The organism is Cupriavidus sp. 05T42 (assembly GCF_056396345.1).
In genome coordinates, this window is sequence record NZ_JBFTLH010000005.1 from 167,916 (window position 1) to 194,120 (window position 26,205).

Here is a 26,205-nt window from a genome sequence, read left to right on the forward strand (position 1 = left end):
ACTGGCGGATACGCTAGAATCTTGGGGTTGCGCGGACCCGCTTCAAGCATTGTGGCATCACGCTACTGTCAGTTCCTGTCAGTAGGGCCATCGACGCGATCCGCCAGCGCAGCCCGAAGCATTCTACGCCCTCCGTTTTGTTACACAGCTGACCACGAGAATCCAAATGAGTTTGTTTTCTGCCGTCGAGATGGCCCCGCGCGACCCGATCCTGGGCCTGAATGAAGCCTTCAATGCCGACACCCGCACCACCAAGGTGAACTTGGGCGTTGGCGTGTACTTCACCGACGAAGGGAAAATTCCCCTCCTGCGCGCCGTGCAGGAGGCCGAGAAGGCTCGCCTGGCCAGCGCCACGCCGCGTGGCTACCTGCCGATCGAAGGCATCGCCGCCTATGATCAGGCCGTGCAGACCCTGCTGTTCGGCAAGGAATCGGCCCTGATCACCGAAGGCCGCGTTGTGACGGCCCAGGCACTTGGTGGCACCGGCGCCCTGAAGATTGGCGCCGACTTCCTGAAGCGCCTGTACCCGGATGCCAAGGTCGCCATCAGCGACCCGAGCTGGGAAAACCACCGCGCGCTGTTTGAATCGGCCGGCTTCCCGGTCGTGAACTACGCCTATTACGATGCCGCCAGCCATGGCCTGAACTTCGCCGGCATGGTGGAATCGCTGAAGTCCTACGCGGCCAACACCATTGTCGTGCTGCACGCCTGCTGCCACAACCCGACCGGCGTGGACCTGTCGGAAGCCCAGTGGAAGCAGGTGGTGGAACTGGTCAAGGAACGCAACCTGATCCCGTTCCTGGACATGGCCTACCAGGGCTTTGCCGATGGCATCGACCCGGACGGCGCCGCCGTGCGCCTGTTCGCCAATTCCGGCCTGCCGTTCTTCGTCTCCAGCTCGTTCTCGAAGAGCTTCTCGCTGTACGGCGAGCGCGTGGGCGCGCTGTCGATCGTGACCACGAGCAAGGAAGAATCCCAGCGCGTGATGTCGCAGGTCAAGCGCGTGATCCGCACGAACTACTCCAACCCGCCCACGCACGGCGGCACGGTGGTGGCCACGGTGCTGAACAGCCCCGAGCTGCGCGCCATGTGGGAGCAGGAACTCGGCGAAATGCGGGATCGCATCAAGCTGATGCGCCATGCGCTGGTGGACAAGCTGGCCGCCAAGGGCGTGCCGGGTGACTTCTCGTTCGTGAAGGCCCAGCGCGGCATGTTCTCGTACTCGGGCCTGACCACTGACCAGGTGGATCGCCTGCGCAACGACCACGGTATCTACGCCGTGGGTACGGGCCGGATCTGCGTGGCGGCGCTGAACAGCCGCAACATCGACGCGGTGGTCAACGCCATCGCTGCAGTGTACTAAGCATCACAGCACGAAGGCTTCGGCGCATTGCACCAAAAAGCAACACGCCGATTGCGCCAGTTCTGACGCAGTGCCACATAAAAGGCGACGGGGAGGTCACTCCCGGTCGCCTTTTTGTGTCTGTAGGTGTCTGTCACCACGAATTCAAGCCAATGTCCTATTGTCTTCCCCGCTTGGCGGCGTAACTTGGAAGCGTATGCTGCAAAGCACGACCGTTCGATTGCGGGCATAATCCATCGGGCACAAACGCCCGACAGAAAGGCAACAGGTACCGGCATGCTTTACCAACTGCACGAATTCCAGCGCTCCATGCTGAACCCGCTGACCGCCTGGGCTCAGGCGACGGCCAAGACCTTCACCAACCCGCTCAGTCCTCTTTCCCTGGTGCCGGGCGCACCTCGCCTAGCGGCCGGCTACGAACTGCTCTACCGGCTCGGCAAGGAATACGAGAAACCGTCGTTTGACATCAAGTCGGTGCGCTCCAACGGCCGGGACATCCCCATCGTCGAGCAAACCGTCTTCGAAAAACCGTTCTGCAAGCTGGTGCGCTTCAAGCGCTACGCGGACGACCCCGAGACCATCAAGCTGCTCAAGGACGAACCCGTCGTCCTGGTCTGCGCCCCGCTCTCCGGCCACCACGCCACGCTGCTGCGCGACACCGTGCGCACCTTGCTGCAAGACCACAAGGTCTACGTGACCGACTGGGTCGATGCGCGCATGGTCCCGTCCGATGTCGGCCCGTTCCACCTGTCTGACTACATTTATTACATTCAGGAATTCATCCGCCATATCGGCGCGGATAACCTGCATGTGATCTCGGTCTGCCAGCCCACGGTGCCGGTGCTGGCCGCGATTTCGCTGATGGCGTCGAACAAGGAAACCACCCCTTGCACGATGACGATGATGGGCGGCCCGATCGACGCGCGCAAGAGTCCCACGGCGGTCAATTCGCTGGCGACCAACAAGTCGTACGAGTGGTTCGAGAACAACGTCATCTACACCGTGCCGGCGAACTATCCGGGCCACGGCCGCCGCGTCTACCCGGGCTTCCTGCAGCATGCCGGCTTCGTGGCGATGAACCCGGACCGCCACCTGTCCTCGCACTATGACTTTTACCTGAGCCTGGTCGAGGGCGATGCCGACGATGCCGAGGCGCACGTGCGCTTCTACGACGAGTACAACGCCGTGCTCGACATGGCCGCCGAGTACTACCTCGACACCATCAAGGAAGTGTTCCAGGAGTTCCGACTGGCCAACGGCACGTGGGAGATCGACGGCGCGCCGGTGCGTCCGCAGGACATCAAGACCACGGCCCTGCTGACCATCGAAGGCGAACTGGACGACATCTCGGGCGCCGGCCAGACCGCCGCCGCGCACGACCTGTGCACCGGCATTCCCAAGGCCAAGCGGCATCACATCACCGCGCCGAAGGCCGGCCACTACGGGATTTTCTCGGGCCGCCGCTGGCGCGAGAATATTTATCCGGAACTGCGCGATTTCATCCGTAAATCGCGCTGAAGCGAGCCGGACGCCGAATGCAAAAATGCCCGCGATGATCTCGCGGGCATTTTTGTTTTTCCGACCGGGATAACCGCTCAGCGCTTCTGCAGGAAGGCCAGCAGCATGTCCGTGTGCAACTCGGCAAAGCGCGCGTGCTCGTCTTCCGAAGCCACGTCGCGGCCAATTACCGCGCTGATGGTGTAGCGGTTGGACAGCACGTAGTACCCGAGCGCCGAAATGGTCAGGTAGAACTGAGGTACGTCCACGTTATCGCGGAACACGCCCTGCTGCTGGCCGCGCCGGATAATGTCTGCCAGCACGTTGACCACCGGATTGATCAGCTGGTGCAACTGGGCGGACTTCTTCAGGTGGCGCGCTTCGTGCAGGTTCTCGCTGTTGACCAGGCGGATGAACTCGGGGTGCTGGTAGTACCAGTCCCAAACGAAGCGGGCCAGCGTGCGGACAGCAGCGACCGGGTCTTCATCGGTCACGTGAAGCTGTTCCTCGGCGGCACGGAACTCGGCGTACTGCTTTTCGAGCACGGCCAGGAACAGACCTTCCTTGCTGCCGTAGTAGTAATAGAGCATCCGCTCGTTGGTCTCGGCCCGCCGGGCGATCTGGTCGACGCGTGCGCCGGCCAGTCCGCCCTTTGCGAATTCTTCAGTGGCGGCGGCCAGGATGCGCCGGCGCGTGCCTTCGGGATCCCGCTTGGTTTTTGGCTCGTTTGACATGGGTTCCGGAGTCGGTCGGTTGCGCGGGATTATATGGCACGGGCGAGCATATATTGCTCGTGCCTCGTCCAAAGATCCGCCACATATCGCCCAAACGGGTGAGGCGACGGCGTGGCGCGCCAATCATCGCCGGTTCTGCCGTTTCGGGAAATCGGGGATAATCCTTGCCGCGCACACGCCCGCAGAGGCGTGCAGAAGCGTTAGTCGTCCCTCACATCGTTCCTCGCAGTCGTGACCATCACCCTCAACGCCGCCGCCACGCTGGCGGACCGCCTAGAAGCCCTGCTGCCGCAAACCCAATGCACCAAATGCGGGTTCGATGGCTGCCGCCCGTACGCCGAGGCCATGGCCCGGGGCGAGGCCACACCCAACCGCTGCCCGCCGGGCGGCGCCGAGGGCATCCTGCGGCTGTCCGCCCTGCTCGGTGTGGCGCCGCGTGCGCTGGACCCGGAGCATGGCGTGGAGCAGTCGCGGGCCGTGGCGCGCATCGACGAATCGCGCTGCATCGGCTGCACGCTTTGTATACAGGCATGCCCGGTCGATGCCATCGCCGGCGCGGCCAAGCAGATGCACACCGTGCTGCCCGACTGGTGCACAGGCTGTGATCTCTGCGTGGCACCGTGCCCGGTGGACTGCATCGACATGATTCCGGTGACGGGCGACAAGACGGGCTGGGCTGCGTGGTCGCCCGCGCAGGCCGACGCCGCCCACACGCGCTACCTGGCGCGCCGCGCCCGGCTGGTGCGCGAGCGCGAGGAGAACGACGCGCGCCTGGCCGCCAAGGCCGCGGCCAAGCTGGAGGCGCTCCAGGCGGAACCCGTCATCTCCGATGCCGAGCGCGCCGCCCAGGACCGCAAGAAGGCGATCATCCAGGCCGCGATCGAGCGCGCGCGCCAGAAACAGGCGGCCGCCACGCCGCGCAACACCGAGAATGTGTCGCCGGCCGTGCAGGCCCAGATCGATGCCGCCGAAGCCCGCCGCGCCAAGGCCGGCCTGACGCAGGCAACCCCCGACAACAACAAGAAGACTCCCGACGCATGAACGCCGCCAAGACCCGCGCGATCTTCGAAACGCTGCGAGACGTCAACCCGACCCCGACCACGGAACTCGAATACAGCTCGCCCTTCGAGCTGCTGATTGCCGTGCTGCTCTCCGCGCAGGCCACCGATGTTGGCGTGAACAAGGCTACGCGCCTGCTGTTCCCGGTGGCCCACTCGCCCCAGCAGATGCTGGCGCTCGGCGAGGCGGGGCTGATCGACTACATCAAGACCATCGGCCTCTACAAGACCAAGGCCAAGCATGTGATGGAGACCTGCCGGATTCTGGTGGAGCGGCATGGCGGACGCGTGCCGCCGGACCGCGAGGCGCTGGAGGCCCTGCCAGGGGTGGGCCGCAAGACAGCCAACGTGGTGCTCAACACCGCGTTTGGCCAGCCGACCATCGCCGTGGATACGCACATCTTCCGCGTCTCCAACCGCACGGGGCTGGCGCCGGGCAAGAATGTGGATATCGTCGAGCAGAAGCTGCTCAAGGTGGTGCCGAAGGAGTTCCTGCACGACGCGCACCACTGGCTGATCCTGCATGGGCGCTACGTGTGCAAGGCACGCAAGCCCGAATGCTGGCATTGCGCCATCGAGCCGCTGTGCGAGTTCCGCGAGAAAACCCCGGCGCCGAAGGCGTAAGCCCCGGCGCCGGCGGGGATCAGACGATCCGGCAGGCTTCGTCGAACGACAGGCGCGGGCCGCGCGGATGCAGCTGGGCAGCGTCGCCGTAGCCCAGGTTCACGAGGAAGTTCACCGACCACTTGCCGTCAGGGAAGAACGCCGCGTTGACCTTGGCGGCATCGAAACCACCCATCGGGCCGCAGTCCAGGCCCAGCGCGCGGGCGGCCAGGATGAAGTAGCCGCCTTGCAGCGAGCTGTTCATCAGCGCATCGCGCGCGATCTTTTCGGTGTTGCCGGCGTACCACGCGCGGGCGTCGGCATGCGGGAACAGCTTCGGCAGTTGGTCGTGGAAGTGGTTGTCGAAGGCGATGATCGCGGTGACAGGCGCCGAGCGGGTCTTCTCGACGTTACCGGCAGACACGCATTCCAGCAGCCGGGCCTTCTCGGCGGCCGACTTCACGAACACGATGCGGGCCGGGCTGCTGTTGGCGGCGGTCGGGCCGAACTTCATCGCTTCATAGATCTGCTGCAGCAGGGCGTCGTCCACGTGCTTGTCCTGCCACACGTTGTGCGTGCGGGCTTCGGTGAACAATTGTGCGACTGCTGCCTGATCGATCGATTTCATTGCGCGTCTTCCCGGTTTCTGGATGAAAGAAAGCGCGATTGTACCGATCGATGCGCGGAAAGCCGAGCAACGGCTTTCACGATGTCCCTCAAATCCTTTCGTCGACGGCGGTGTCTGGCTGGGCGGTGCCGCTGGCGCGACGCGTGAGCCACAGCACCCCGGCCAGGATCAACCCACCGCCGATGGCCTGCGTGGCGCCAATGTGCTCGCCCAGCAACATTGCCGCCAGCAGCACCGTCACCACCGGCTCCAGCGTGGACAGCATCGACGCCTTGGAAGCGCCCAGCCGCTGCAAGCCCGCGAAGAAGGTCAGGATGGCCAGCACCGTGGAGACCAGCGCGATGGCGATCAAGGCGAGCCAGCCGCCGGCGTCGCCCGGGAACTGCGGCGGCACGCCGGCGCCAGTGCGCAGGATGCCGACCGTCACATAGACCAGCGCCGCCGCCGTGCAGATGACCGTGGTGGTGGCGATGGCGTTGACGCCGGCCGTCACGCGCGCGCCCACCACGATATAGATCGAGTAGATCACCGCCGCCGCCACGCCCAGCGCGATGCCGAGCGGGCTGCCCTCCCCGCCGCCCACTGTCAGGCCGGCGCCGACCGAGCACAGCACCAGCGCGATCACCGCCGCGTTGGTCAGCTTTTCCTTGAGAAAGATCGCCGCGAGGATCGTCACGAACAGCGGGTAGAGATAGAGCAGCAGCGCCACGAGGCTGGCCTGCGCGTAGTTCAGCGCCGTGAAGAAGCAGTAGGACTGGCTGACGTAGCCGATGCCGCCCATCGCCGCCAGCGCCAGCACGCGCCGCCACGGCGGCAGACGGATGCCGCGCGTGCGCATGACCACGGCCATTGCCACGGCGGCGAGCACGAAGCGCACCGCCAGCAGGCCATAGACATCAGCGCCGGCGGCATAGGCGTAGCGCGCGAAGATCGCCATGGCCCCAAAGGCGCTGGCGGACAGCGCAATCATCAGCACGCCGGCGAGCGTGTGGCGGGCCTGGCCGAGAGTGGCGGAAGCGGTCATGGGCGGTGCGAAGAAGCGGGAAGGAGACACCAGGAAGCCCGCATTCTACTTGCGCGCGGCGGGCGGCCGGCAGCGTTCGGAGGGCTCGTTTACAATACCGCCCATCATGTTCAATCCATCAAGAGAAGAAGTCCGCCGGTTCTTCTGCGACGCGTGGCAGAAACGGGTGGCGGGCAATGTCCTCACCCCGCTCGAAGTGATTGCCGTCGACTGGATCGACGAGCATCCCGAATACCACCCGCTGCTGACCGATACCGAAGGCGCGCTCACGCGCGACTACACGCCCGAAGGCGGCCAGACCAATCCGTTCCTGCATCTGGCGATGCACCTGTCGATCTCCGAACAGGTGTCGATCGATCAGCCGCCCGGCATTCGCGCGGCGTATGAGGCACTTTCGCGGCGACTCGATTCCCAGCACGAGGCCCAGCACCAGATCATGGAATGCCTCGGCGAAATGCTCTGGAATGCACAGCGCACCGGTATGCCGCCAGATGGGCAGGCCTACGTCGACAATATCCGCCGCCGCGCTGCCGGCTGACCGGCTTACCCCGCACTTTTCACACCAACAATTCGTCACAAGATGCCCGCGAGCCACGTGTTAGGCTGTCGGGCATTCCAAACTCTGACGTGTCCCCGGCCCCTGCGCCGACGCGACGCGCACGATCCATGTCTCTCTCCGTGCCTCGCCGCGCCGGCTTCGGCAGCGCGGCTCTCCTTTCGTTCGCCCTGTCGGGCCCGATTTCCGCGCACGCCGCCGTCTCGCTGCTGCAACCGCCGCGCGTGATCGACGGCACGCGCCCCTTCACGCTCACGCTGCTGGTCAGCGCCGACCAGTCGACGCGGCGCTACGCGGTGCCCGATACGCTCCAGGTGAGCGCCACCGGCGATCTCGCCGCGCCCGTGCGGATCGAGATGAAGCGCACCGGCGGCGGCCCCTCCGTGCTGAACCTGCGCCACGGCGACATCCGCACCATCACCTATACCGCCGACTGGCCGGCCGGCATGCGTGGCCAGGTGCGGCTCGACGTGGCCGGCATCGACGCCGCGCCGGTCGTCGTCTCGCTGAACCGCGCGCCGCTGCCGGGCGAAGTCCCCGCTGCACCCGCCGTAGCGGCCACGGCCCCGGGCACCGCCGCGACGGAGCACAAGGATCTGGCTTCCGCCCAAGGCACGCCGCAGCCGGATGGGGCAACCGTACCCGTCACGCCGATCGTCACCGCCGCCAACGGCGGCACGCCGGGGCCCTCGCCGGCCGACCTGCGCGACGCGCAGCGCCTCTCGTTCAACGAGCCGATGTACCTGATGTTCGGCGGCCACGACGGCGCCAACGCCAAGTTCCAGATCAGCTTCAAGTACCGCCTGTTCGAGGGCGAGAACCCGACCTCGAAGAGCGTGCTGGACAACCTGTACTTCGCCTACACGCAGTTCTCGCTATGGGACCTGCACGACGAATCGCGCCCGTTCCGCGACACCAACTACCGGCCCAGCCTCTATTACTACCTGTCCGATACGGGCGTGAAGAACAGCGTGATCAGCCGACTCTCGCTGGCCACCGGTTTCGAGCACGAGTCGAACGGGCGCGATGGCGACCAGTCGCGCAGCGTCAACACGCTGTTCCTGAAGCCGACCATGTATTTCGGCGACCAGACCGACTGGCACTGGCGCGTGGCGCCCAAGGTGTACGCCTACGTCGGCAAGAGCGACAACGAGGACATCGCCCACTATCGCGGCTACATGGACCTGCTGGTGGCCTATGGCCGGCCCGATTCGTGGGAGTTCGCCGCCACGCTGCGCAAGGGCACGCGCAAAGGCTATGGCAGCGTCGACGCGCAGCTCACCTACCCGCTCGCGCGGCTGCTGCCGGGCACGGCGGGATACCTGATGGCCGGCTACTTCTACGGCTACGGCGAGAGCCTGCTCGACTACAACCAGAAGACGCCGTGGCAGTTCCGTATCGGCTACGCGCTGTCGCGCTGATCAACCGGCCAGCGGCTTGCCCTCGGCCTTGAGCCGCGCGTTAGCCACGGCGGCCGTGAACTGGCCGTGGCCGTGCCAGCCCGTGGCGCGGCCCAGCTTCTTGCCCCGCTGGAAGAACATGAACACCGGAATGCCGTGCAGGCCGAAACGCTTGCCCAGCTCGGGGTGTTCGTAGACGTTGGCGTGCAGCCAGCGCAGGTTCAGCGCCCGAATCGGGTCCGGGTTGGCGAGCATCGCCTTCTTGGCCATCTCGCAGTTGAAGCAGTCCACGCCCCAGAAGAACACGCAGACCAGGTCTTCGCCAGCGGCGGCGATGGCCGCGTCGATGGTGCTCCCATCAACAGCCTGCATGGCGAAGGCGTCGAAGGCGCGGTGATCGAGATGATCGGGATGGGGGGATTGAGCGTCGTCTGACATCGCAGGGTTCCTGGAAACAACAACGCCCGGGCGTTCAGGCACCGGGCGTCGGGTCAGGCTTGGGGGTTTCCGGCTTGCGCGGGATTTAGCGCGGCGCCGAGACCGTCACCAGTGCCGGGCGCAGCACGCGCTCGGCAATCATGTAGCCGCGCTGGAGCACGTTCACCACGGTGTTGGGCTCCTGCTCGGACGGCACCATCGAAATCGCCTGATGACGATGCGGGTCGAACTTCTCGCCCACCGGGTTCAACTCGACGATCTTGCCGCGCTCGAAGGCGGCGGCCAGCTGGCGGGCGGTCAGCTCCACGCCTTCGCGCAGCTTCTTGAGGTCGCCGGTGTTGTCGGCCAGCGCAGCCTGCAGGCTGTCCATCACGGGCACGAGGTTGTCGGCGAAGTTCTCGATCGCGAACTTGTGTGCCTTGCTGACCTCGTCCTGCGACCGGCGGCGGATGTTCTCGCCCTCTGCCGTGGCGCGCAGGAACAGCTCGTAGTTTTCCTTGGCCTTGGCCTCCAGGTCGGCCACCTGTTGCGTGAGGCGGGCCACGTCATCGCCGGCCGGGGCGTCCGTGCCAGGCTGCTGGGCGCGCAGGGCATCGTCCGCCGCCTGCGGCGTGCTCGAAGCTGAGGATGGCGTCTGGGTCTGGTTCTGTTCTTCCATGTCGATCCGTATCAAATCTAAAACTCGGCCCGCCTGGCGCAGGCCGTCGGGTGGGTCGGGATGCCAAACCGGCAAGTCTAGCCGCAGTTGGCGCCACTCCCCGTTTTTTCAAGTGTGAAGGGGGCGAGACGCCGAAATACGCGGTTACAAAGCCGTGATTGATGCAATCTGGTGTTCATTGCTTTGCTGCAACGCAATGACTAAGATCTATCAATGAAAAATGACAAAAATAACGGGAGCACGCTGTGAATCATTTTGGTGCATCCTTCGGAAGGTTCGCCATGCACAAGCTGCCTGTTGTTACCGTGTGCCTACTCGCCGCGCTGTCGGTGATGACACTCTTCATCTGCGCCTCCGGCGCGTTCACGCCGCGTGAAACCGAGTATGGCAGCGGCAAGGCGGTGTTCAAGCACTACATCGTTCCGTACTTCCCGTACAACCGCTGAATCCCTAATTTCTGAAATCGTCGATCCGGCGCCGATCGCGCTTGGTCGGGCGGCCCTGTAGCTGCGCCGTCGGCTCAGGCTGCATGCGCCGCCGTTCCGCCTCTTCCTGACGCCGGGCCTGGCTTGCCGGCGTTTCTGCATACAGCGTCTGCGCCACGGGCGCCGACCCGCGCGAGGCGGCCACGCCCTTCACCTCGATCTCCCAACGCTGCTGGTGCGCGTCGATCATCACGGCGTCGCCGGGCTTCACTTCGCGTGAATTCTTGACCGGCTGGCCGTTAACCTCCACCCGGCCCCGCTCCACGGCCTCGGCCGCCAGCGAGCGCGTCTTGAAGAACCGGGCGCACCACAGCCATTTGTCGATGCGTTGCCGGGCACCCGCCTCGAAGTCCACATCCATCGTCTAACTCCTTGATTCCTTACGCCGCGGCACCGCGGGTCTGCGCCCGCAAGCGCCGCGCTTCCAACTCGTGCGGATGCGGCTGGCGCAATGGCCAACCCTGCAGATGCTGCAGCGCGATCTCGGCCAGCCCGGCAATCCAGTAGTCCGCATCATTCAGGCAGGGAATGAAATGGAATTCCTGGCCGCCCGCCACGCGGAATTCGGACTGCCCTTCCATGGCGATTTCCTCGAGCGTCTCGATGCAATCGGCCGGGAAGCCGGGGCAGAACACGTCCACGCGATGCGTGCCGACCTTGCCGAGTTCGGTCAGCGTCGGCGCGGTATAGGGCTGGAGCCATTCCGCCTTGCCGAAACGCGACTGAAACGTCACTTGATACTGACCCGCTTGCAGGCCGAGCGCCTCGCCCAGCATCCGCCCGGTCTTCAGGCATTCGCAATGGTAGGGGTCCCCCAGATCCAACAATCGGCGCGGCAGGCCGTGGAAGGACAGGATCAGCTTGTCGCCCCGGGCAAAGTCCGGCATGCCGTGCTGCGCCCAATAACCGCTCACCTGCTGCTGCAGGGCCGAAATATAGGCCGGATGATCGTGAAAGTGCTTTATCAGTCTCAATTCCGGCTGATTTCGCCAGCCGGCGAGCACGCGAAAGACCTCGTCGAACGCGGTGGCCGTGGTCGTCCCGGAAAACTGCGGATAGAGTGGCAATAACAGCACTTGTTCCGTACCCTGCCGGCGCAGGGCCTCCATAACCGAAGCAATCGACGGATTGCCGTAGCGCATGGCGCAGGCCACGGTCACGTCGTGGCCGAGCCGGTGCATGTGCTGCTGGAGCGCGTGGGCCTGACGCTCGGTGTGCACCAGCAGCGGCGAGCCGGTCATGTGCGCCTCGCGCAGCCAGATCGATTCGTACTTCATGGCCGAAGCGCGCGAGCGGAACGGCAGGATCAGCCCGTGCAGGATCGGCAGCCAGGCCAGACGCGGGATCTCGACCACACGGGGGTCGGACAGGAACGCCTTCAAATACTGCCCCACCGCCTTGGGCGTGGGCGAATCCGGCGTGCCCAGGTTGATAAGCAGGATGGCCGTGCGGGGCGCCTGGCCATGCTGGTAAGCCGGTTCTGCCGAGAACGTCATAGGGTTTCCGGAAATGGCGGGCGCCACGCACGCGCTGTCACGTGGCGTGCCCGCAAGCTGCCATCAGTTCTGGGAGAGCGCGCTCGAGAGCAGCCGCGCGGTGATGTCGACGATCGGGATGACCCGTTCATAGGCCATCCGCGTCGGGCCGATCACGCCGAGCGTGCCGACGATCTGCCCATCGACACCATAGGGCGCGGTAATGACGGCCATGTCTTCGAGCGGCACGAGCTGGCTTTCGCCGCCGATGAAGATCTGCACGCCCTGCGCGTGGCTCGAGACATCGAGCAGCTGCAGCAGGTTGGTCTTGTGTTCGAAGACATCGAACAGCCGGCGCAGCTTGTCCATGCTGGACGACAGGTCTTCCACCTCGAGCAGCTTGCGCTCGCCGGAGATGAACACCTGGTCGTCATCCTCGGCCATGGCGCTGCTGCCCGCCTCCACGGCGGCCTGCATCAGCGCTGACATATCGCGGCGGATGTCCTGCAATTCCACGCGCAGATGGCTGCGCACGGCATCGAAACTCATGCCGGCGTAGTGGGAATTGAAGAAATTGGCCGCCTCGATCAGCTGGGCGGGGGTGTACGGCAGTTCGGTCTGGATGATGCGGTTCTGGACGTCGCCCTCGGGGCTGACGATGATCAGCAGGATGCGCTTCTCCGACAGGCGCATGAACTCCACCTGGCGGAACGACTGGCCCCGGCGCGGCGTCATGATCACGCCGGCAAAGCGGGAGAGGTTCGACAGCGTATGCGCGGCGGCCGTGATCATCCGCTGCGGCCCCAGCTGCTGTCCGCCCAGCTGGCCCTGGATCTGGCCGGTCAGCGCGGCCAGTTCGGCGGTCATTTCGATCGTGCCGCCCTCCAGCGGGCGCGCCGTGAGCATCGAATCGACAAACAGCCGGTATCCGCGCGGCGTGGGAATCCGGCCGGCCGACGTATGCGGGCTGGCGATGAACCCCATTTCCTCGAGGTCGGACATCACATTGCGGATGGTCGCCGGCGAGAGATCGAGACCCGAGTACTTGGACAGGGTGCGCGAGCCCACGGGCTGGCCTTCGGCGATGTAGCGCTCGATCAGGGTCTTGAGAAGCGTTTTCGAACGTTCGTCCATAGTGCCCCGATTTTAAACAACTTTCCCCGGTTCGGGCGGGCTTCGCACCGGTGCGTGCCCGCCTACTGACAATGGTCACGGCGGTATGGTCTAATCCCGGCATGTCTGCCCCCCAGAACCCAGCCATCGCCCCCGCCGCCGCGCCCCGCGCCGCGTTCCAGACCGTTGCCCTGGTCGGCCGGTACGCGACCGCCGGCATCGAGGGCCCGCTCGAGGAACTGGCCGCCGTCATCTCGCGCAACGGCCAGGACGTGGTGTTCGAGCGCGAAACCGCGCAGGCGACCGGCCTCTCCGGCTACCCCGTCTTCTCGGCCGACGAGATCGGGCGCGAGGCCGACGTGGCCGTGGTGCTCGGCGGCGACGGCACGCTGCTGGGCCTGGCCCGCCAGTTGGCCGGGCTGAATGTGCCGCTGATCGGCGTGAACCATGGCCGGCTGGGCTTCATGACCGACATCCCGCTCGAAGACGTGACGCGCGCCCTGCCCGAGATGCTGGCCGGCCGCTACGAGGCCGAGACCCGCATGCTGCTGGAATCCCGCGTGATCCGTGACGACGGCGTGATCTTCTCCGCGCTGGCGTTCAACGACGTGGTGGTCAACCGCTCGGGCATTTCCGGCATGGTCGAGCTGGCCGTCTCGGTGGACGGCTATTTCATGTACAACCAGCGTTCGGACGGCCTGATCGTCTCCACGCCCACCGGTTCCACCGCCTACGCGCTGGCCGCCGGCGGACCGATCCTGCATCCTACGCTGTCTGGGCTGGTACTGGTGCCAATTGCTCCGCACGCGCTGTCCAATCGCCCGATCGTGCTGCCGCACGACGCCGAAGTGACGATCGAGGTGGCCACCGCGCGCGACGCGAGCGCCAATTTCGACATGCAGTCTCTGACCTCGCTGCTGCAGGGCGACCGGATCGTCGTGCGCCGCTCCAGCAAGACCGTGACCCTGTTGCATCCGGTGGGCTACAACTACTACGCCACGCTGCGCAAGAAGCTGCACTGGCACGAATACCCGACCGAGGACAACCGGCTCTGAGCCGGCCCCCACTCCCCCCAAGGCCACGATGCTCCGCAGCCTGTCCATCCGCGATTTCGTCATCGTCGATACGCTCGACCTCGACTTCACCACCGGCTTCACCGTCTTCACCGGCGAGACCGGCGCCGGCAAGTCCATCCTGATCGATGCACTGGCCCTGGTGCTCGGCGAACGCGCCGACGCCGGCGTGGTGCGCGAAGGCAGCACCCGCGCAAGCATCAGCGCCACCTTCGGCACGCACGCGGCGCTGGACGCCTGGCTGGCCGAGCGCGAACTGTCCGGCGACGAAACCGGCCTGGACGGCGAAGGCACCGTGCTGCTGCGCCGCACCGTCGATGCAGGCGGGCGCAGCAAGGCGTTCATCAACGGCACGGCGGCCACGCTGACCCAGTTGCGCGAGGTGGGCGACCAGCTTGTCGACATCCACGGCCAGCACGCCCATCAGCTACTGCTCCGCCCGGACGCCCAGCGCCACCTGTTCGACGCCCACGCAGGCCTGACCGAACAGGCCGGCGCGGTGGCGGAGGCGTGGCGGGCCTGGCGCGCCTGCGTGCGCCAGCGCGAAGCCGTGGAGTCGCAATCGCGCGAAATGCAGCTCGAACGCGAGCGCCTGGAATGGCAGGTTGGCGAACTCGACAAGCTGGCGCCGCAGGCGGGCGAGTGGGAAGAGATCCAGGGCGAATACAACCGCCTCTCGCACGCGGCCGGCCTGATCGACGGCAGCCGCGCCGCGCTGGACGCGTTGTCCGAGGCCGATGGCGCCGTGCTGTCCGTGCTCAACAGCGTGGTGCACCGCATCCAGCAACTGGCCGATGTCGATCCCGCGCTACGCGACGTGCTCGCCGCGCTGGAACCGGCGCAGGTGCAGGTCGAGGAAGCCGCGCATTCGCTGACGCGCTACGTCGACCGGCTCGAACTCGATCCGGAACGCCTGCAGGCCGTGGAAGCGCGCATGCAGGCACTGCACACGGCGGCGCGCAAGTATCGCCTGCCGCCGGAGCAACTGCCGGACGAACTACTGGCCCGCCGCCAGCAACTCGACGACCTGCAGTCCGCGCAAGACCTCAACAAGGTGCTGGCCCGCGAGGCCGCCGCGCGCGCCGCCTACCTGACGCTGGCGCGGCACCTGTCCGCCGCACGCAAGACCGCTGCCAAGGCGTTGTCCGGCGCGGTCACGGACGCCATGCAGGGCTTGTCGATGGCCGGCGGCACCTTCGTGGTGGCGCTGAACCCGCTCGACGAGGCCGAAGGCCAGAGCCACGGGCTGGAGCAGGTGGAATTCCTCGTCGCCGGCCATGCCGGCGTGACGGCCCGCCCGCTGGCCAAGGTGGCGTCCGGCGGCGAACTGGCGCGGATCAGCCTCGCCATCTCCGTCATCACGAGCGAAGCCGCGCCCACGCCCACGCTGATCTTCGACGAGGTGGATACCGGCATCGGCGGCGCCGTGGCCGAGGTGGTGGGCCGGCGCCTGCAGGAACTGGGCCGCGCGCGGCAGGTGCTCTGCGTGACCCACCTGCCGCAGGTGGCGGCGCAGGCCGGCACGCACCTGCTGGTCAGCAAGGAGACGGCCGACGCCACGAAGGCCCGGGCCGCCGTCACGCGGTCCAGGATCCGCGTGCTCGACACCGAGGGCCGTGTCAACGAGACCGCGCGCATGCTGGGCGGGGCCACGGTCACCGCCACGACGACGCAACACGCGCAGGAGATGCTGGCGCAAGGGGCACGCGCTGCGGAACTGGCCGCGAGTCCTGCGGCCAACCAGGCCAGCACCACCCCGCGCGAAGGGGGCTCGCGCCGCCCGCGCCGGGCTGCTGGCTAAAGCCGCACCGTCGCCACGTCCGCATCCCGCTATATATATAGATACAGATTTCAGGAGCTTCGCCCCATGACCGCTGGTCAGTCCCCGCAACACCCCCGCCGCAAGGTCCTGGCGATGGCGCTGGCCGCCGCTGCTTCGCTGGCATCGCTGGGCGCCGTCTCGGGCTGCGCGTCGGAGTCGAAATCGTTCGCCCCGCCGCGCGGCAGCATCACCGACGACCGCGCCATCGGCGACATCCTCGTCAAGTTCACACCACCCGAGGTGACGGTGTCCGAGGATGCCGGCAAGCTGCTGGCGACGATCGAGGGCCCGGTGCGGTACGTGGTGAAGCGGCCGATGTCCGGTGGCGTGTGGCTGGTCACCGCCATAACGGCCGCGCCCGACATCACGCTCGAGCAGGCCGTGACCACGCTCCAGGCCGCGCCGCGCGTCGAATCGGCCACGTCGGACCGCACGCTCAAGCCGCATCGCACCATGCCGACTTCCCGGGACATGCCCGCACAATAAGGCGCCCGTTTTCCTGTAGGTTGTAGCTCAGCAGTTCAGCAGTTCGCATCGCACTACCAACGCCCCCAGGAGTCGTAGATGCCACACCACACGCTGAAGCGCGGCCGTCGCGCCGCCCAAGGGCTGTCCGCCGCACTGCTGGCGGTAGCCGCCTGCTGGAGCCTGCCGGCGACCGCGCAGGGCGCCGCCGGAGCGCGGGCCGCGCCGGTCTACACGGGCAACTACATCGTGCGCTGGCGGGACGGCAGCCAGCCCGCCACCTCCACCCAGATGTCCACCCAGATGCGCAACGTGGAGGCCAACACGGGCCTGGCGCTCGGCGTGAAGCGGTCGATGGCGGGCACGCTGCAACTGATGAGCGTGACCGACACCAAGGGCGACAACCCCGAAACGGTGGCGAAGCGGCTGCGCCAGGACCCGCGCATCGCCGATGCGGTGCCCGACCGCTGGCTGCGCCTGCACGACTCCATTCCCAACGACCCCGAATTCGCCAGCGCCCAGACCTATATGGCCCTGCCGAGCCAGGTCGTGGGCGCCGCCAACCTCACACGCGCCTGGGACCGCTCGCGCGGCAACGCCAGCATCGTGGTGGCCGTGGTCGACACCGGCTACCTGCCCCACCCCGACCTGATCGACCGGCTCGTGCCTGGCTACGACTTCATCAGCACCACCGCCGTCTCCAATGACGGCGATGGCCGCGACAGCGATCCGATCGATCCGGGCGATTTCGTGCCGGCCGGCCAGACGTGTCAGGACGGCAGCGGACAGGCCAACAGCACGTGGCACGGCACGCGCGTGGCCAGCGTGCTGGGCGCGCTGACCAACAACGGCGTGGGCATCGCCGGCGTGGACTGGGCCGCGCGGATCCAGCCGGTGCGCGTCTCGGGCCGCTGCGGCGCGCTGTTGTCCGATACGGTCGATGGCATGCGCTGGGCCGGCGGGCTCGCCGTGCCCGGCGTGCCGGCCAATCCGACGCCCGCCAAGGTCGTCAATATCAGCCTGGGCGGCGGCAGCTGCTCGTCCATCGAACAGCAGGCCGTCAACGACCTGAACGCCGCCGGCGTAGTGGTCGTGGCCGCAGCCGGCAATTCGGCCGGTGCCGTGGAAGCCCCCGCCGACTGCACCGGCGTCATCGCCGTCACCGCTCACGCGAACGATGGCGAGAACGCCAGCTTCGCCAACGTCGGCCCGCAGGTCGCCCTGAGCGCCCCGGGCGGCGGCTGCGGCAACTCGCGCGTGGTCATGGTCGGCAACACACCCACCTGCTCCACGCCCGGCGGCTCGTCGCTGATCCGCACGCTGAGCAATTCCGGCACGACCACCGCCGGCAACTTCGTCATCAGCAACTCGGCCGGCACCAGCTTCGCCGCGCCGATGGTCTCCGGCGTGGTATCGATGATGTTCGCGGTCAACGGCGCGCTGACGCCAGCCCAGGTCACCGCTGGCCTGAAAAGCTCCGCGCGCGCCCATCCCGCCAATACCTACTGCACGGCCAGTGCCAACGTCGGCAAATGCGGCGCAGGATTGCTGGACGCCGACGGCGCGCTGGTGGCCGCCGCGAACCCGGCCGCCACGGCAACCCCCGCCCCCGCGCCGGTGGCCTCGGATAGCGGAGGCGGGGGTGGTGGCGGTGGCGCCATCGCGCCCTGGAGCGCGGTGGTGTTGCTGGGAATTGGGGTGGTGGGATTTGGGATGCGGCGGCGGGTTCGCTAGCGCCCCGCGTCATTCCCGCGCCGCGTGCGCCACCATTCCTGCAGGACCCAGCACGCCAGCCCGGCGATTGCGCCGGCTGCGTGGGCCGCGCGGACGATGCTGAAGCCCCAGGAGGGGTCGAAGACGAGAGCGGCGAGCCAGGACTGCTCGGTCCAGACTTTGCCGATCACCACCAGGCAGGTGATGACGCCGATCACGCGCGAGACACCTGGGGCTTGCAGCAGGCGCAGGCCGGTCCAGAGGGCCAGGCCGTGGAGCGCGCCGGAGAGCCCGCCGTACCAGCCGACCGAGGGGATTCTTAGCAAGGCCACCTGCACGGCCAGCCCGCTGATGACCAGCACGGCCAGCATCTCGCGGATGCGGGTGGCGCGGCCGGCCAGCAGCAGCAAGCCTGCGGCCGCGGCCAAGTCGACCAGATAGTGGCGCCAGTCCAGATGGACCCACATTGCCGTGGCCAGGCGCCACCACTGGCCGTCCAGCCGCACGGCATCGCGCAGGTACAGCCCGTGGGCGTGCAGCCAGGGGACGAAGGTGAACAGCGCGGCCACCCCGGCCACACCGGCGATGGTCGCCAGCATGGCCGGCCAGCCGTGGTCGGGCTGGGGCGGGGCCGAACTACTCACCGAAGACTGCGCTCCACAGGGCTCGCACCTGCGTGGCCTGCTCCGCCACGGACGCCGGCGGCACGCGCGCCTGGTCCTGGCCATCGAGCCGCAGCTTGTGCTGGCGTGCGCGGAATAGCCGGTAGGCATCGCCCACGGCCACAGCGACGGTCTTGTCGATCAAACCCAACTCGCCGGCCATGCGCAGCAGCGCGATATTGCCCTTGTTCCCGGTCAGCGACGGATGCGCGCCACTGTGCAGCAGCACGAGGTACTGCACCGTGAATTCGATGTCGACCATGCCGCCCCGGTCGTGCTTGAGGTCGAACAGCGGCATGGGGTTGGGATGGCCCTCGGCCACCTTGGCACGCATCTGCACGATTTCGTCGCGCAGCGCGGCGGCGTCGCGCGGCTGTCGCAGCACCTCTTCGCGCAGTGCTTCGAAGCGCGCGCCGATCTCGCTGTCGCCGGCGCACCAGCGCGCCCGCGTGAGCGCCTGATGCTCCCAGACCCAGGCCGTGTTGTCGCCCTCGCGCAGTTGGTAGCGCCGGAACGCGTCGAAGCTCGTCACGAGCAGCCCCGCCGCGCCGTTGGGCCGCAGCCGCATGTCCACGTCGAACAGCATCCCGGCCGCCGTGTGACTCGTGAGCCACGTGATCAGGCGGCGAGCGTAGGCTGCGTAGACGTCAGGCGCGCGCTCGTGGTCATCGTCATAAAGAAAGATGATGTCGAGGTCGGACGCATAGCCCAGCTCCTTGCCACCCAGCCGCCCGTAGGCGATGACCGCGAAGCGCGGTGTCTCGGTGTGGCGCGTGGCCAACTGGGCCCAGACCGCCCCGAGCGTGACTTCGAGCATCGCATCGGCCAGATCGGAGAGACGGTCGGCCACCTGCTCCACCGTTAGCAGGCCGTGCAGGTCCTGCAGCAGGATCCGGAAGGTCTCGGCATGGTGCTCGCGACGCAGGATGTCCATCTGCATCTCGATCTGCCCGTGCGCCACCTGCAGGCGCTCGGCCACGCGGGCACGGAAGGCGGGCCAGTCCGGCGCGCTCGCCAGGGCCTCGCTATCGAGCAGTTCGTCCAGAAGTTGCGGATGGCGCGTCAGGTAGGCCGCCGCCCAGCGCGAAGCATGCAGCGTCTGGGCGACGCGATCCATCGCCTGCGGGTACTCGGACAGCAGCGAAAGATACGAGGCCCGCCGACTGATCGCATCGAGAAAATCGAGGAAACGGGCGATGGTGCTGTCGGCATCGTCCTGCTTGTTGGCGAGGTCGAGCGCGCGGTTGACCAGTTGGTCGAAGCGCGCCCGGCTCGACTCGGACAACGCGCGGTAGCGCACCGAGGTGGCGATGGCGCGCAGGCGGTCGTAGAGGCCGGTGCAGTCGCTGAAGCCGGCCGCCTGGAGCCGCTGGCATGGCGAGGACTCGGGATCGGTCTCGTCCGGACCGTCCTGCGTGGGCCGCGAGCCCTGCCCTTCCCGCACGATCTCGGGCCAGAGCGCCTCGCACTGCGGCGCGTCCGGGTCGCTGAACGGATCGGCGAAGGTGGCTTCGAACTGCTGCGCCACGGGCGCCATCAGCCCATCCATCTGGGCGACCAGCGCAGGCCAGTCCTCGTAGCCCATCATCCGCGCCACGGCCAGCTGTTCATCCTCGCTGGTCGGCAGGTGGTGGGTCTGGGCGTCGTCGCGGTATTGCAGGCGGTGTTCCAGCTGGCGCAGGAAGCGGTAGGCATCGGCCAACTGCTCGGCCTGCCCCGCCGGGAGGAGGTTGCGGGCCACGGCGACGTCGAGGACTTCGAGCGTCGGCCGCACGCGCAGCGCGGGGTCCTGGCCGCCGCGGATCAACTGGAACACCTGCGCCATGAACTCGATCTCGCGGATGCCGCCGCGCCCGAGCTTGATATTGAACGAGCGCTGGTTCACGCCGTGGCCGGCCAGCCCGCCGCTGCGCTTGGCCGCTTCCGCACGGATCTGGGCGTGCAGCGCGCGGATGGCGGCGATCACGCCATAGTCGAGGTAGCGCCGGAACACGAACGGCGTGGTCAGCCGGCCCAGCAGCGCGGCGGTGCGCGTGGCGTGCGGCGTGTCCAGCGCGGACACCACGCGGCCCTTGATCCACGCGTAGCGCTCCCACTCGCGGCCCTGCACGACGAGGTATTCCTCGAGCATGCCCAGGCTGCACACCAGCGGGCCGGCATCGCCATTGGGCCGCAGCCGCATGTCCACGCGGAACACGTAGCCGTCGGCGGTCACCTCGGACAGCAGGTTGATCAGGCGCCGCCCCACTCGGATGAAATATTCGTGGTTCGAGAGGCTGCGCGCCCCGCCCTGGGTATCGCCATCCTCGTCATAAAGAAAGATCAGGTCGATATCTGACGAGACGTTGAGTTCGCGCCCGCCCAGCTTGCCCATGCCCACCACCACCAGTTCCTGCACCTCGCCGCTCTGGGCGCCGGTGGGCCGGCCGTAGGTGGCGGCCAGGTCGTCGCCGAGCACGCGCAGGCCGAACTGGATGCCGAGTTCGGCGAGGTCGGTCATCGCCCCCGTGATCTCGCCGAGCGGGGCCAGCCCGCGCAGGTCGCGCTCGATTACCACGCACATGACTTCGGCCCGCAGCCGGCGCAGCGCCTGGGCGGCGGCGGCTTCGGCATCGGCGGACGGGGCGTGGAGCGCCTGCAGCCGCGACTCCATCCACGCACGCGTCAGGGGCGCCCGGGCGGCATCGGCCACCACGGCGGCCAGTTCGGGGCGCGCCTGGAGCACGCGGCGGGCGTAATGGGAGGCCTGCCCCGAGTACAATACGTCGCCCTCGCCGGCGGCATTGGAATCCGTGGCGGGTAACTCCCTGGCCATCACCGTGGCATAGGCCCCTTCGACCATGTTGCCGATGGGTCCAGGCGGCGCATCCGGCGCCTCGGTGGGAAGGGGGTGAGCCGGGGCGGCGCCCGCGGCGGAACTCGTCGGATCAGGGACAGTCATTCCAGTAACTTTGCAATGCGGGCAGGCGCCGTGGCGATACGCGGTGGCGCAACAACGCACCCTTATCGACCACTTTGGAGAGCGGCTAGTATTGTCGGATAATCTGCGCATGTCCAGACGCCCCGCCGCCCCTGCCGCGCCCGCCGACGGTTCAACGTCCGCCAGCGCCGCTGCCGAGGCGTCCGCCGCCACCGCCGGGCAGTCTTCCCAGGCTTCTCAATCCTCCTCCGCACCCGCGCCCAGCGTGGCGTCCGGCGTGGGTGCGCGGCTGCGTGCGGCCGCCCGTAGCGGCTGGCGCGCGCTGTGTGCCGGCGTCGTGCATCCGGTTTGGCCCCGGCTCTGGCGAATGTTGGTGCGCATCGTGCTGGCGCTGGCCGCACTCGCCGTGGTGGCGGTGCTGCTGATCCGCTTCGTGCTGTGGCCGCAGGCCCATACTGCGCGCCAGTGGCTGGAGCAGCAAGGCTCGGCGGCATTGACCGCCCAATTGACCATCGGCGAACTGGATACATTCTGGGACGGTTGGCATCCGGCGTTCCGCGCGCGCAACGTGCGCGCCGTGGACAGCCAGCAGCGCGTGCTGCTCTCCGCCGGCACCCTCGACGGCAAGCTCTCCTGGCATTCCGTGCCGGCGCTGACCCTGCAGTTCGCCAGCCTGATGGCCGAGCGCACCGATGTGCTCGTGCGCCGCACGCCCGAGGGCCGCCTGCTGGTGGCCGGCGTGCCGATCGAGGCGCACCCGTCCACGACCAATGACGATCCGCTCCTGAACTGGCTGCTGGCCCAGGGCCATATCGAGCTGATGAGCGGCAACCTGCGCTGGCTCGACGAAAAGGCCCGCCTGCCGCAGCTGGACGTGGCCGACATCCATTTCACCGCGCACCGCAACGGCGCCCAGCACACGGTCCGGCTGGAGGCACGCAGCGCCTCGCTGGCGCCCCAGCCACTGGTCTTCCAGGCCGCGCTGCGTCACGACTACCTGCGCGCCACCGGCGACTGGCGCCACTGGACCGGCCAGGCCAACTGGGACTTCAGCCAGATGCAGCTGCCGGTGGTGCAGCGCTACCTCGCCATCTTCGACCACGTGGACAGCGGCGTCTTCAGCACGTCCGGGTCGGTCGATTTCCGCGAAGGCCACCTGATCGGCAGCCAGATGCGGATGCGCGCCACGGGCGTGGACCTGCAGCTGGCCGGCGCCGCCGAGCCGCTGAAGCTGGCCAACGCGCAGGCGCTGCTGCTGCACAAGGGCGACCGTGCCGGCAACCACCAGTTGACCATCGACACCCTGCTCTGGCAGCCCGAGCCGCTGGCCGGGCCGCCTTCGAGCGCCGATACGTCCTGGCGCGAAGGCATGCGCAAGGTCACCGTGAACTGGACCCGCGACAACCAGGGCGAACTGCGCAAGTTCGCGCTCAAGGCGCCCACGTTCGACCTGAACACGGTGCGCGCGCTCGCCACCTCCCTGCCGCTGGACACCGCGCTGCTACGCCAACTGCGCGCGCTCCAGCCGGCCGGCCACATCGACAACCTCGACGTGGCGTGGTCGCGCGACCGCGCCGGGAGGCTGTCACGCGCCCCGGGGGCATCCCACTACGCCGTGCAGGGCACGCTGCGCAAGGTTTCGGTGAACAGCCAGCCGGCCGTGCCGGCCATGGCTGCCGATGGCCTGCCCCGCGCCGGCACGCCCGGCTTCGCCCAGATTTCGGGCAATTTCAGTTTCGATGACCGCCAGGGCACCGCGCGCGTGGACAGCACCGATGCCGCGCTGATGTTCCCGGGCGTGTTCGAGGAGCCGCGCATCCCGTTCGACGAACTGCGCGGCGAGATCCGCTGGACGCAGGAGTCCGGCAAGCTCGCGGTGCACACGGATGGCGTGCGCTTTGCCAACGCCGACACGGCCGGCACGGTGCGCGGCGGCTGGCACGCCGGCGGCGACGGCCATGGCGGCATCGCCGATATTTCGGGCGAACTGGACCGCGCCCTGGCCAACCGCATCGTCCGCTACCTGCCGCTGACGCTGCCCAGCACGCGCCATTACCTGGGCGGCGCGCTGGTCGGCGGTGAGGCCACCGGCGCCAAGTTCCTGATCAAGGGCGACCTGGCCCACTTCCCGTTCCATCCCCCGTTCCAGAAGGCGGGCGACTTCCGCGCCGAGATTCCGGTGCAGAACGTGAGCTACCAGGTGGCCCCGCACGAGACCGGGCCGAACGTGAATGGTGGCGTGACCGGCAACAGTAATGGCAACGGCCACGGCAAGACCAATGGCAACGGAAATAGCAATGCCAACGCCGGCACGGCCTGGCCCGACTTCACCGACATCCAGGGCAATGTGATGTTCGAGCGCGGCAGCCTGACCTTCCTGGCCAAGCGCGCGGCAGTGCGCGGCGTGCCGGGCGTGGTGCTGCAGAACGTCAACGGCCGCATCGACGATCTGAGCGACCACGGCCACCTGATGATCGATGGCATGGCCAACGGGCCGGTGCAGAGCTTCCTGCGCTTCATCGCCAATACCCCGGTCAAGGGCTGGACCGGAAACGTGACGGAAAACTCACACGCACCCGGTCAGGGCGACCTGAAGCTGAAACTCGACCTGCCGCTGCATCACGCAGCCGGCACCAAGGTCGACGGCCAGTTCCGCTTCCCCGGCAACGATGTGACGCTGTTCCCGGAACTGCCCACGCTCTACGGCGCGACCGGCGTGGTGGCCTTCAACGAGCACGGCTTCCGGCTCGATAACGTGCGCGGCCGCTTCCTTGGCGGCGAGACGCGGATCGGAGGCGGCACCCAGTCCGACGGCACCACGCGCGTGACCGTGGGCGGCACCGCCACGGCGGCCGGCCTGCGCGACGCGCTGGCCGCGGCGGGCAGCAGCGCGGGCACGCATATGGAAGGCGCCACCGCCTACAACGCCGAGATCGGCATCCGCGACACGCATCTCCAGATCCAGGTGGGCTCCAGCCTCGTCGGCATGGCGCTGAACCTGCCGGCGCCGCTGGTCAAGACGGCTGCGCAGGAAATGCCGCTGCGTTTCGACCTGCGTCCCGCCACGGCGGCGGCCCGCGCCGGGCAGGACGATCTGACCGTGCAACTGGGCAACGCGGTGGCGGCGCGCTATGTCCTGCGGCGCGGCGCCGAGGGCCTGGAGGTCATCTCGGGCGGCATCGGCGTGGGCCAGCCGGCGCCGCAGCCGGCCACCGGCGTCACGGCCGCACTGACCGCCGAGCGGTTCGACGTCGATGCCTGGCGCAACGCGCTGGGCGGCACGGCGCCATCGCCGGCCGCGCCGGGCCGCGACAACCCGAACAACGTCGATCGCAACTCGCCCTTCCTGCCCGAGCGCGTGACCGTGCGCGCCAAGGCGCTCGATGCCTTCGGACGCAGCCTCGACGACGTCTCGCTCGACGCCACCCGCGAAGGCAGCGGCTGGAACGCGCAGATGACCTCGCGCCAGATCGCCGGCACGGCGCAATGGCGGCGCGATGCCAACACGCCGTCCGGCGCGCTGTCCGTGCGGCTGTCGCGGCTGGACATCCCCGAAGCCGCCGATGACGGCCATGCCGTCGACACCATGGCGCGCAATATCGAGGAACTGCCCGCCCTGGACCTCGTGGCGGACAAGTTCATCCTGCGCGGCAAGGACTTCGGCAAGCTGGAAGTCAAGGCGCACACCAGCCACGCCGGCAACGAGCCAGTCTGGACGCTGGACAACCTCACCATCGAACAGCCGGGCGCCACGCTGACCGGCAATGGCACCTGGCGCGTACCGCGCCGCCTGCGCGATGCCGTGGCGAGCGGCAACGCCTCTCCCACCGAGGGCCGCCGCACGCTGCTGAACTTCAAGCTCGACATCCGCGACGCCGGCGACGTGCTGGACCGCATGGGCATGGCGCACACGCTGCGCGACGGCAAGGGCGCGTTCGAAGGCCGCATCGCGTGGCGCGGCTCGCCGCTGTCGATCGACTACCCGTCGCTGTCCGGCCGGCTCTCGCTGAAACTGGAAAATGGCCAGATCCTCAGCGTGGAGCCGGGCGCCGCGCGCCTGCTGGGCGTGCTGAGCCTGCAAAGCCTGCTGAAGTTCGCGACGCTCGATTTCCGCAGCCTGTCCAACCGGGGCGTGGTCTTCGACGACCTGACCGGCAGCGGCACGATCGAGAACGGCGTCGGCAAGATCGACGAATTCCAGCTCAAGAGCAGCCAGATGATGGCGTCGATGAGCGGCACGGCCAACCTGCTGCGCGAGACCCAGGACCTCCAGGTCTCGGTGGTGCCGCGCATCAACGCCACGACTACCTCGGTGGCGGCCGCGTTCATCAATCCGGTGCTCGGCATCGGCACGCTGGCCGCCCAGTTGCTGTTCGCGGACGAGTTCTCCAAGGTGTTCACGCTGCACTATCACGTGTCCGGATCCTGGGCCGATCCCAAGATCACGAAAGTGGAGGACAATAAGCCCCGACAGCCGTCGATCCAGGACCGCGCGACCGAGTTCCTTCGCTAGGAACC

At 67.7% G+C, this 26,205-nt stretch carries 22 protein-coding genes; 12 read left to right on the forward strand and 10 right to left on the reverse strand.

Features of this window, described 5'->3' with window-relative positions; genetic code table 11:
- Positions 1-166 precede the first annotated feature (166 nt).
- Together AC1EJR_RS08705 and AC1EJR_RS08710 are read left to right on the forward strand one after the other, a co-directional pair.
- Positions 167-1,363 carry an amino acid aminotransferase gene (locus AC1EJR_RS08705; RefSeq protein WP_092292561.1) on the forward strand — a complete coding sequence of 399 codons (1,197 nt, stop codon included), beginning with the start codon at positions 167-169 and terminating at the stop codon, positions 1,361-1,363.
- Positions 1,364-1,639: 276 nt separating this feature from the next.
- Positions 1,640-2,881, forward strand: a complete 1,242-nt coding sequence (locus AC1EJR_RS08710) for a polyhydroxyalkanoate depolymerase (RefSeq protein ID WP_092292559.1) — start codon at positions 1,640-1,642, stop codon at positions 2,879-2,881.
- A gap of 77 nt (positions 2,882-2,958) precedes the next feature.
- Here the strand turns inward: AC1EJR_RS08710 and AC1EJR_RS08715 are convergent, their stop codons facing one another.
- Entirely contained in the window at positions 2,959-3,594 is a 636-nt protein-coding gene (locus AC1EJR_RS08715) for a TetR/AcrR family transcriptional regulator (RefSeq protein WP_092292557.1), read from the reverse strand.
- 231 nt (positions 3,595-3,825) lie between these two features.
- Between AC1EJR_RS08715 and rsxB the strand changes: the two genes are divergently transcribed.
- Together rsxB and nth are read left to right on the forward strand one after the other, a co-directional pair.
- On the forward strand, positions 3,826-4,635 hold the full coding sequence (gene rsxB, locus AC1EJR_RS08720) for an electron transport complex subunit RsxB (protein ID WP_477112980.1): 810 nt from the start codon (positions 3,826-3,828) through the stop codon (positions 4,633-4,635).
- Positions 4,632-5,276: an endonuclease III gene (gene nth / locus AC1EJR_RS08725; protein ID WP_441592040.1), complete on the forward strand. Its 645-nt coding sequence runs from the start codon at positions 4,632-4,634 to the stop codon at positions 5,274-5,276. Before rsxB ends, nth begins: the two co-directional genes overlap by 4 nt.
- 19 nt (positions 5,277-5,295) lie before the next feature.
- On the opposite strand, the gene AC1EJR_RS08730 is transcribed toward nth, so the two are convergent.
- On the reverse strand, positions 5,296-5,883 hold the full coding sequence (locus tag AC1EJR_RS08730) for a malonic semialdehyde reductase (protein ID WP_092292551.1): 588 nt from the start codon (positions 5,881-5,883) through the stop codon (positions 5,296-5,298).
- An 88-nt stretch (positions 5,884-5,971) separates the two neighbouring features.
- Positions 5,972-6,907 carry a DMT family transporter gene (locus tag AC1EJR_RS08735; RefSeq protein WP_477112981.1) on the reverse strand — a complete coding sequence of 312 codons (936 nt, stop codon included), beginning with the start codon at positions 6,905-6,907 and terminating at the stop codon, positions 5,972-5,974.
- 106 nt (positions 6,908-7,013) lie between these two features.
- Here AC1EJR_RS08735 and AC1EJR_RS08740 point away from each other — a divergent pair, with 106 nt between their 5' ends.
- Both AC1EJR_RS08740 and AC1EJR_RS08745 read left to right on the forward strand, forming a co-directional pair.
- Positions 7,014-7,445 carry a DUF1841 family protein gene (locus AC1EJR_RS08740; protein WP_092292547.1) on the forward strand — a complete coding sequence of 144 codons (432 nt, stop codon included), beginning with the start codon at positions 7,014-7,016 and terminating at the stop codon, positions 7,443-7,445.
- Between the two features lie 128 nt (positions 7,446-7,573).
- Complete coding sequence (locus tag AC1EJR_RS08745) at positions 7,574-8,884, forward strand: phospholipase A (RefSeq protein WP_477112982.1); 1,311 nt, start codon at positions 7,574-7,576, stop codon at positions 8,882-8,884.
- On the opposite strand, the gene AC1EJR_RS08750 is transcribed toward AC1EJR_RS08745, so the two are convergent.
- The gene (locus AC1EJR_RS08750) at positions 8,885-9,301 is read right to left on the reverse strand and encodes a thioredoxin family protein (RefSeq protein ID WP_092292543.1); all 417 of its coding nucleotides are present in this window, start codon (positions 9,299-9,301) and stop codon (positions 8,885-8,887) included.
- A gap of 85 nt (positions 9,302-9,386) precedes the next feature.
- The gene (gene grpE / locus AC1EJR_RS08755; RefSeq protein WP_092292541.1) at positions 9,387-9,959 is read right to left on the reverse strand and encodes a nucleotide exchange factor GrpE; all 573 of its coding nucleotides are present in this window, start codon (positions 9,957-9,959) and stop codon (positions 9,387-9,389) included.
- Between the two features lie 281 nt (positions 9,960-10,240).
- Here grpE and AC1EJR_RS08760 point away from each other — a divergent pair, with 281 nt between their 5' ends.
- Positions 10,241-10,405, forward strand: coding sequence for a hypothetical protein (locus tag AC1EJR_RS08760; protein ID WP_177219874.1), 165 nt, complete (start codon positions 10,241-10,243; stop codon positions 10,403-10,405).
- Positions 10,406-10,409: 4 nt separating this feature from the next.
- On the opposite strand, the gene AC1EJR_RS08765 is transcribed toward AC1EJR_RS08760, so the two are convergent.
- From AC1EJR_RS08765 to hrcA, 3 genes are all read right to left on the reverse strand, one after another.
- Complete coding sequence (locus AC1EJR_RS08765) at positions 10,410-10,805, reverse strand: RNA-binding S4 domain-containing protein (RefSeq protein ID WP_092292539.1); 396 nt, start codon at positions 10,803-10,805, stop codon at positions 10,410-10,412.
- 19 nt (positions 10,806-10,824) lie between these two features.
- The gene (gene hemH / locus AC1EJR_RS08770; RefSeq protein ID WP_477113011.1) at positions 10,825-11,940 is read right to left on the reverse strand and encodes a ferrochelatase; all 1,116 of its coding nucleotides are present in this window, start codon (positions 11,938-11,940) and stop codon (positions 10,825-10,827) included.
- Between the two features lie 63 nt (positions 11,941-12,003).
- The gene (hrcA, locus tag AC1EJR_RS08775; RefSeq protein WP_092292535.1) at positions 12,004-13,053 is read right to left on the reverse strand and encodes a heat-inducible transcriptional repressor HrcA; all 1,050 of its coding nucleotides are present in this window, start codon (positions 13,051-13,053) and stop codon (positions 12,004-12,006) included.
- A gap of 101 nt (positions 13,054-13,154) precedes the next feature.
- Between hrcA and AC1EJR_RS08780 the strand changes: the two genes are divergently transcribed.
- From AC1EJR_RS08780 to mprA, 4 genes are all read left to right on the forward strand, one after another.
- Positions 13,155-14,087: an NAD kinase gene (locus tag AC1EJR_RS08780; RefSeq protein WP_092292533.1), complete on the forward strand. Its 933-nt coding sequence runs from the start codon at positions 13,155-13,157 to the stop codon at positions 14,085-14,087.
- A 28-nt stretch (positions 14,088-14,115) separates the two neighbouring features.
- Entirely contained in the window at positions 14,116-15,906 is a 1,791-nt protein-coding gene (gene recN, locus AC1EJR_RS08785) for a DNA repair protein RecN (RefSeq protein WP_092292531.1), read from the forward strand.
- 66 nt (positions 15,907-15,972) lie between these two features.
- The gene (locus AC1EJR_RS08790) at positions 15,973-16,413 is read left to right on the forward strand and encodes a hypothetical protein (RefSeq protein ID WP_477105048.1); all 441 of its coding nucleotides are present in this window, start codon (positions 15,973-15,975) and stop codon (positions 16,411-16,413) included.
- Between the two features lie 78 nt (positions 16,414-16,491).
- Positions 16,492-18,126 carry an MprA protease, GlyGly-CTERM protein-sorting domain-containing form gene (mprA, locus tag AC1EJR_RS08795; RefSeq protein ID WP_092292527.1) on the forward strand — a complete coding sequence of 545 codons (1,635 nt, stop codon included), beginning with the start codon at positions 16,492-16,494 and terminating at the stop codon, positions 18,124-18,126.
- On the opposite strand, the gene rrtA is transcribed toward mprA, so the two are convergent.
- Both rrtA and glnE read right to left on the reverse strand, forming a co-directional pair.
- Positions 18,123-18,704, reverse strand: coding sequence for a rhombosortase (rrtA, locus tag AC1EJR_RS08800; protein ID WP_092292525.1), 582 nt, complete (start codon positions 18,702-18,704; stop codon positions 18,123-18,125). The two genes, mprA and rrtA, sit on opposite strands and share 4 nt — an antisense overlap.
- 37 nt (positions 18,705-18,741) lie before the next feature.
- Positions 18,742-21,609, reverse strand: a complete 2,868-nt coding sequence (gene glnE, locus AC1EJR_RS08805; protein WP_477106921.1) for a bifunctional [glutamate--ammonia ligase]-adenylyl-L-tyrosine phosphorylase/[glutamate--ammonia-ligase] adenylyltransferase — start codon at positions 21,607-21,609, stop codon at positions 18,742-18,744.
- Positions 21,610-21,817: 208 nt separating this feature from the next.
- On the opposite strand from glnE, the gene AC1EJR_RS08810 reads away from it, so the two are divergent.
- On the forward strand, positions 21,818-26,200 hold the full coding sequence (locus AC1EJR_RS08810) for a YhdP family protein (protein WP_477112983.1): 4,383 nt from the start codon (positions 21,818-21,820) through the stop codon (positions 26,198-26,200).
- The last annotated feature ends 5 nt before the right edge of the window (positions 26,201-26,205 follow it).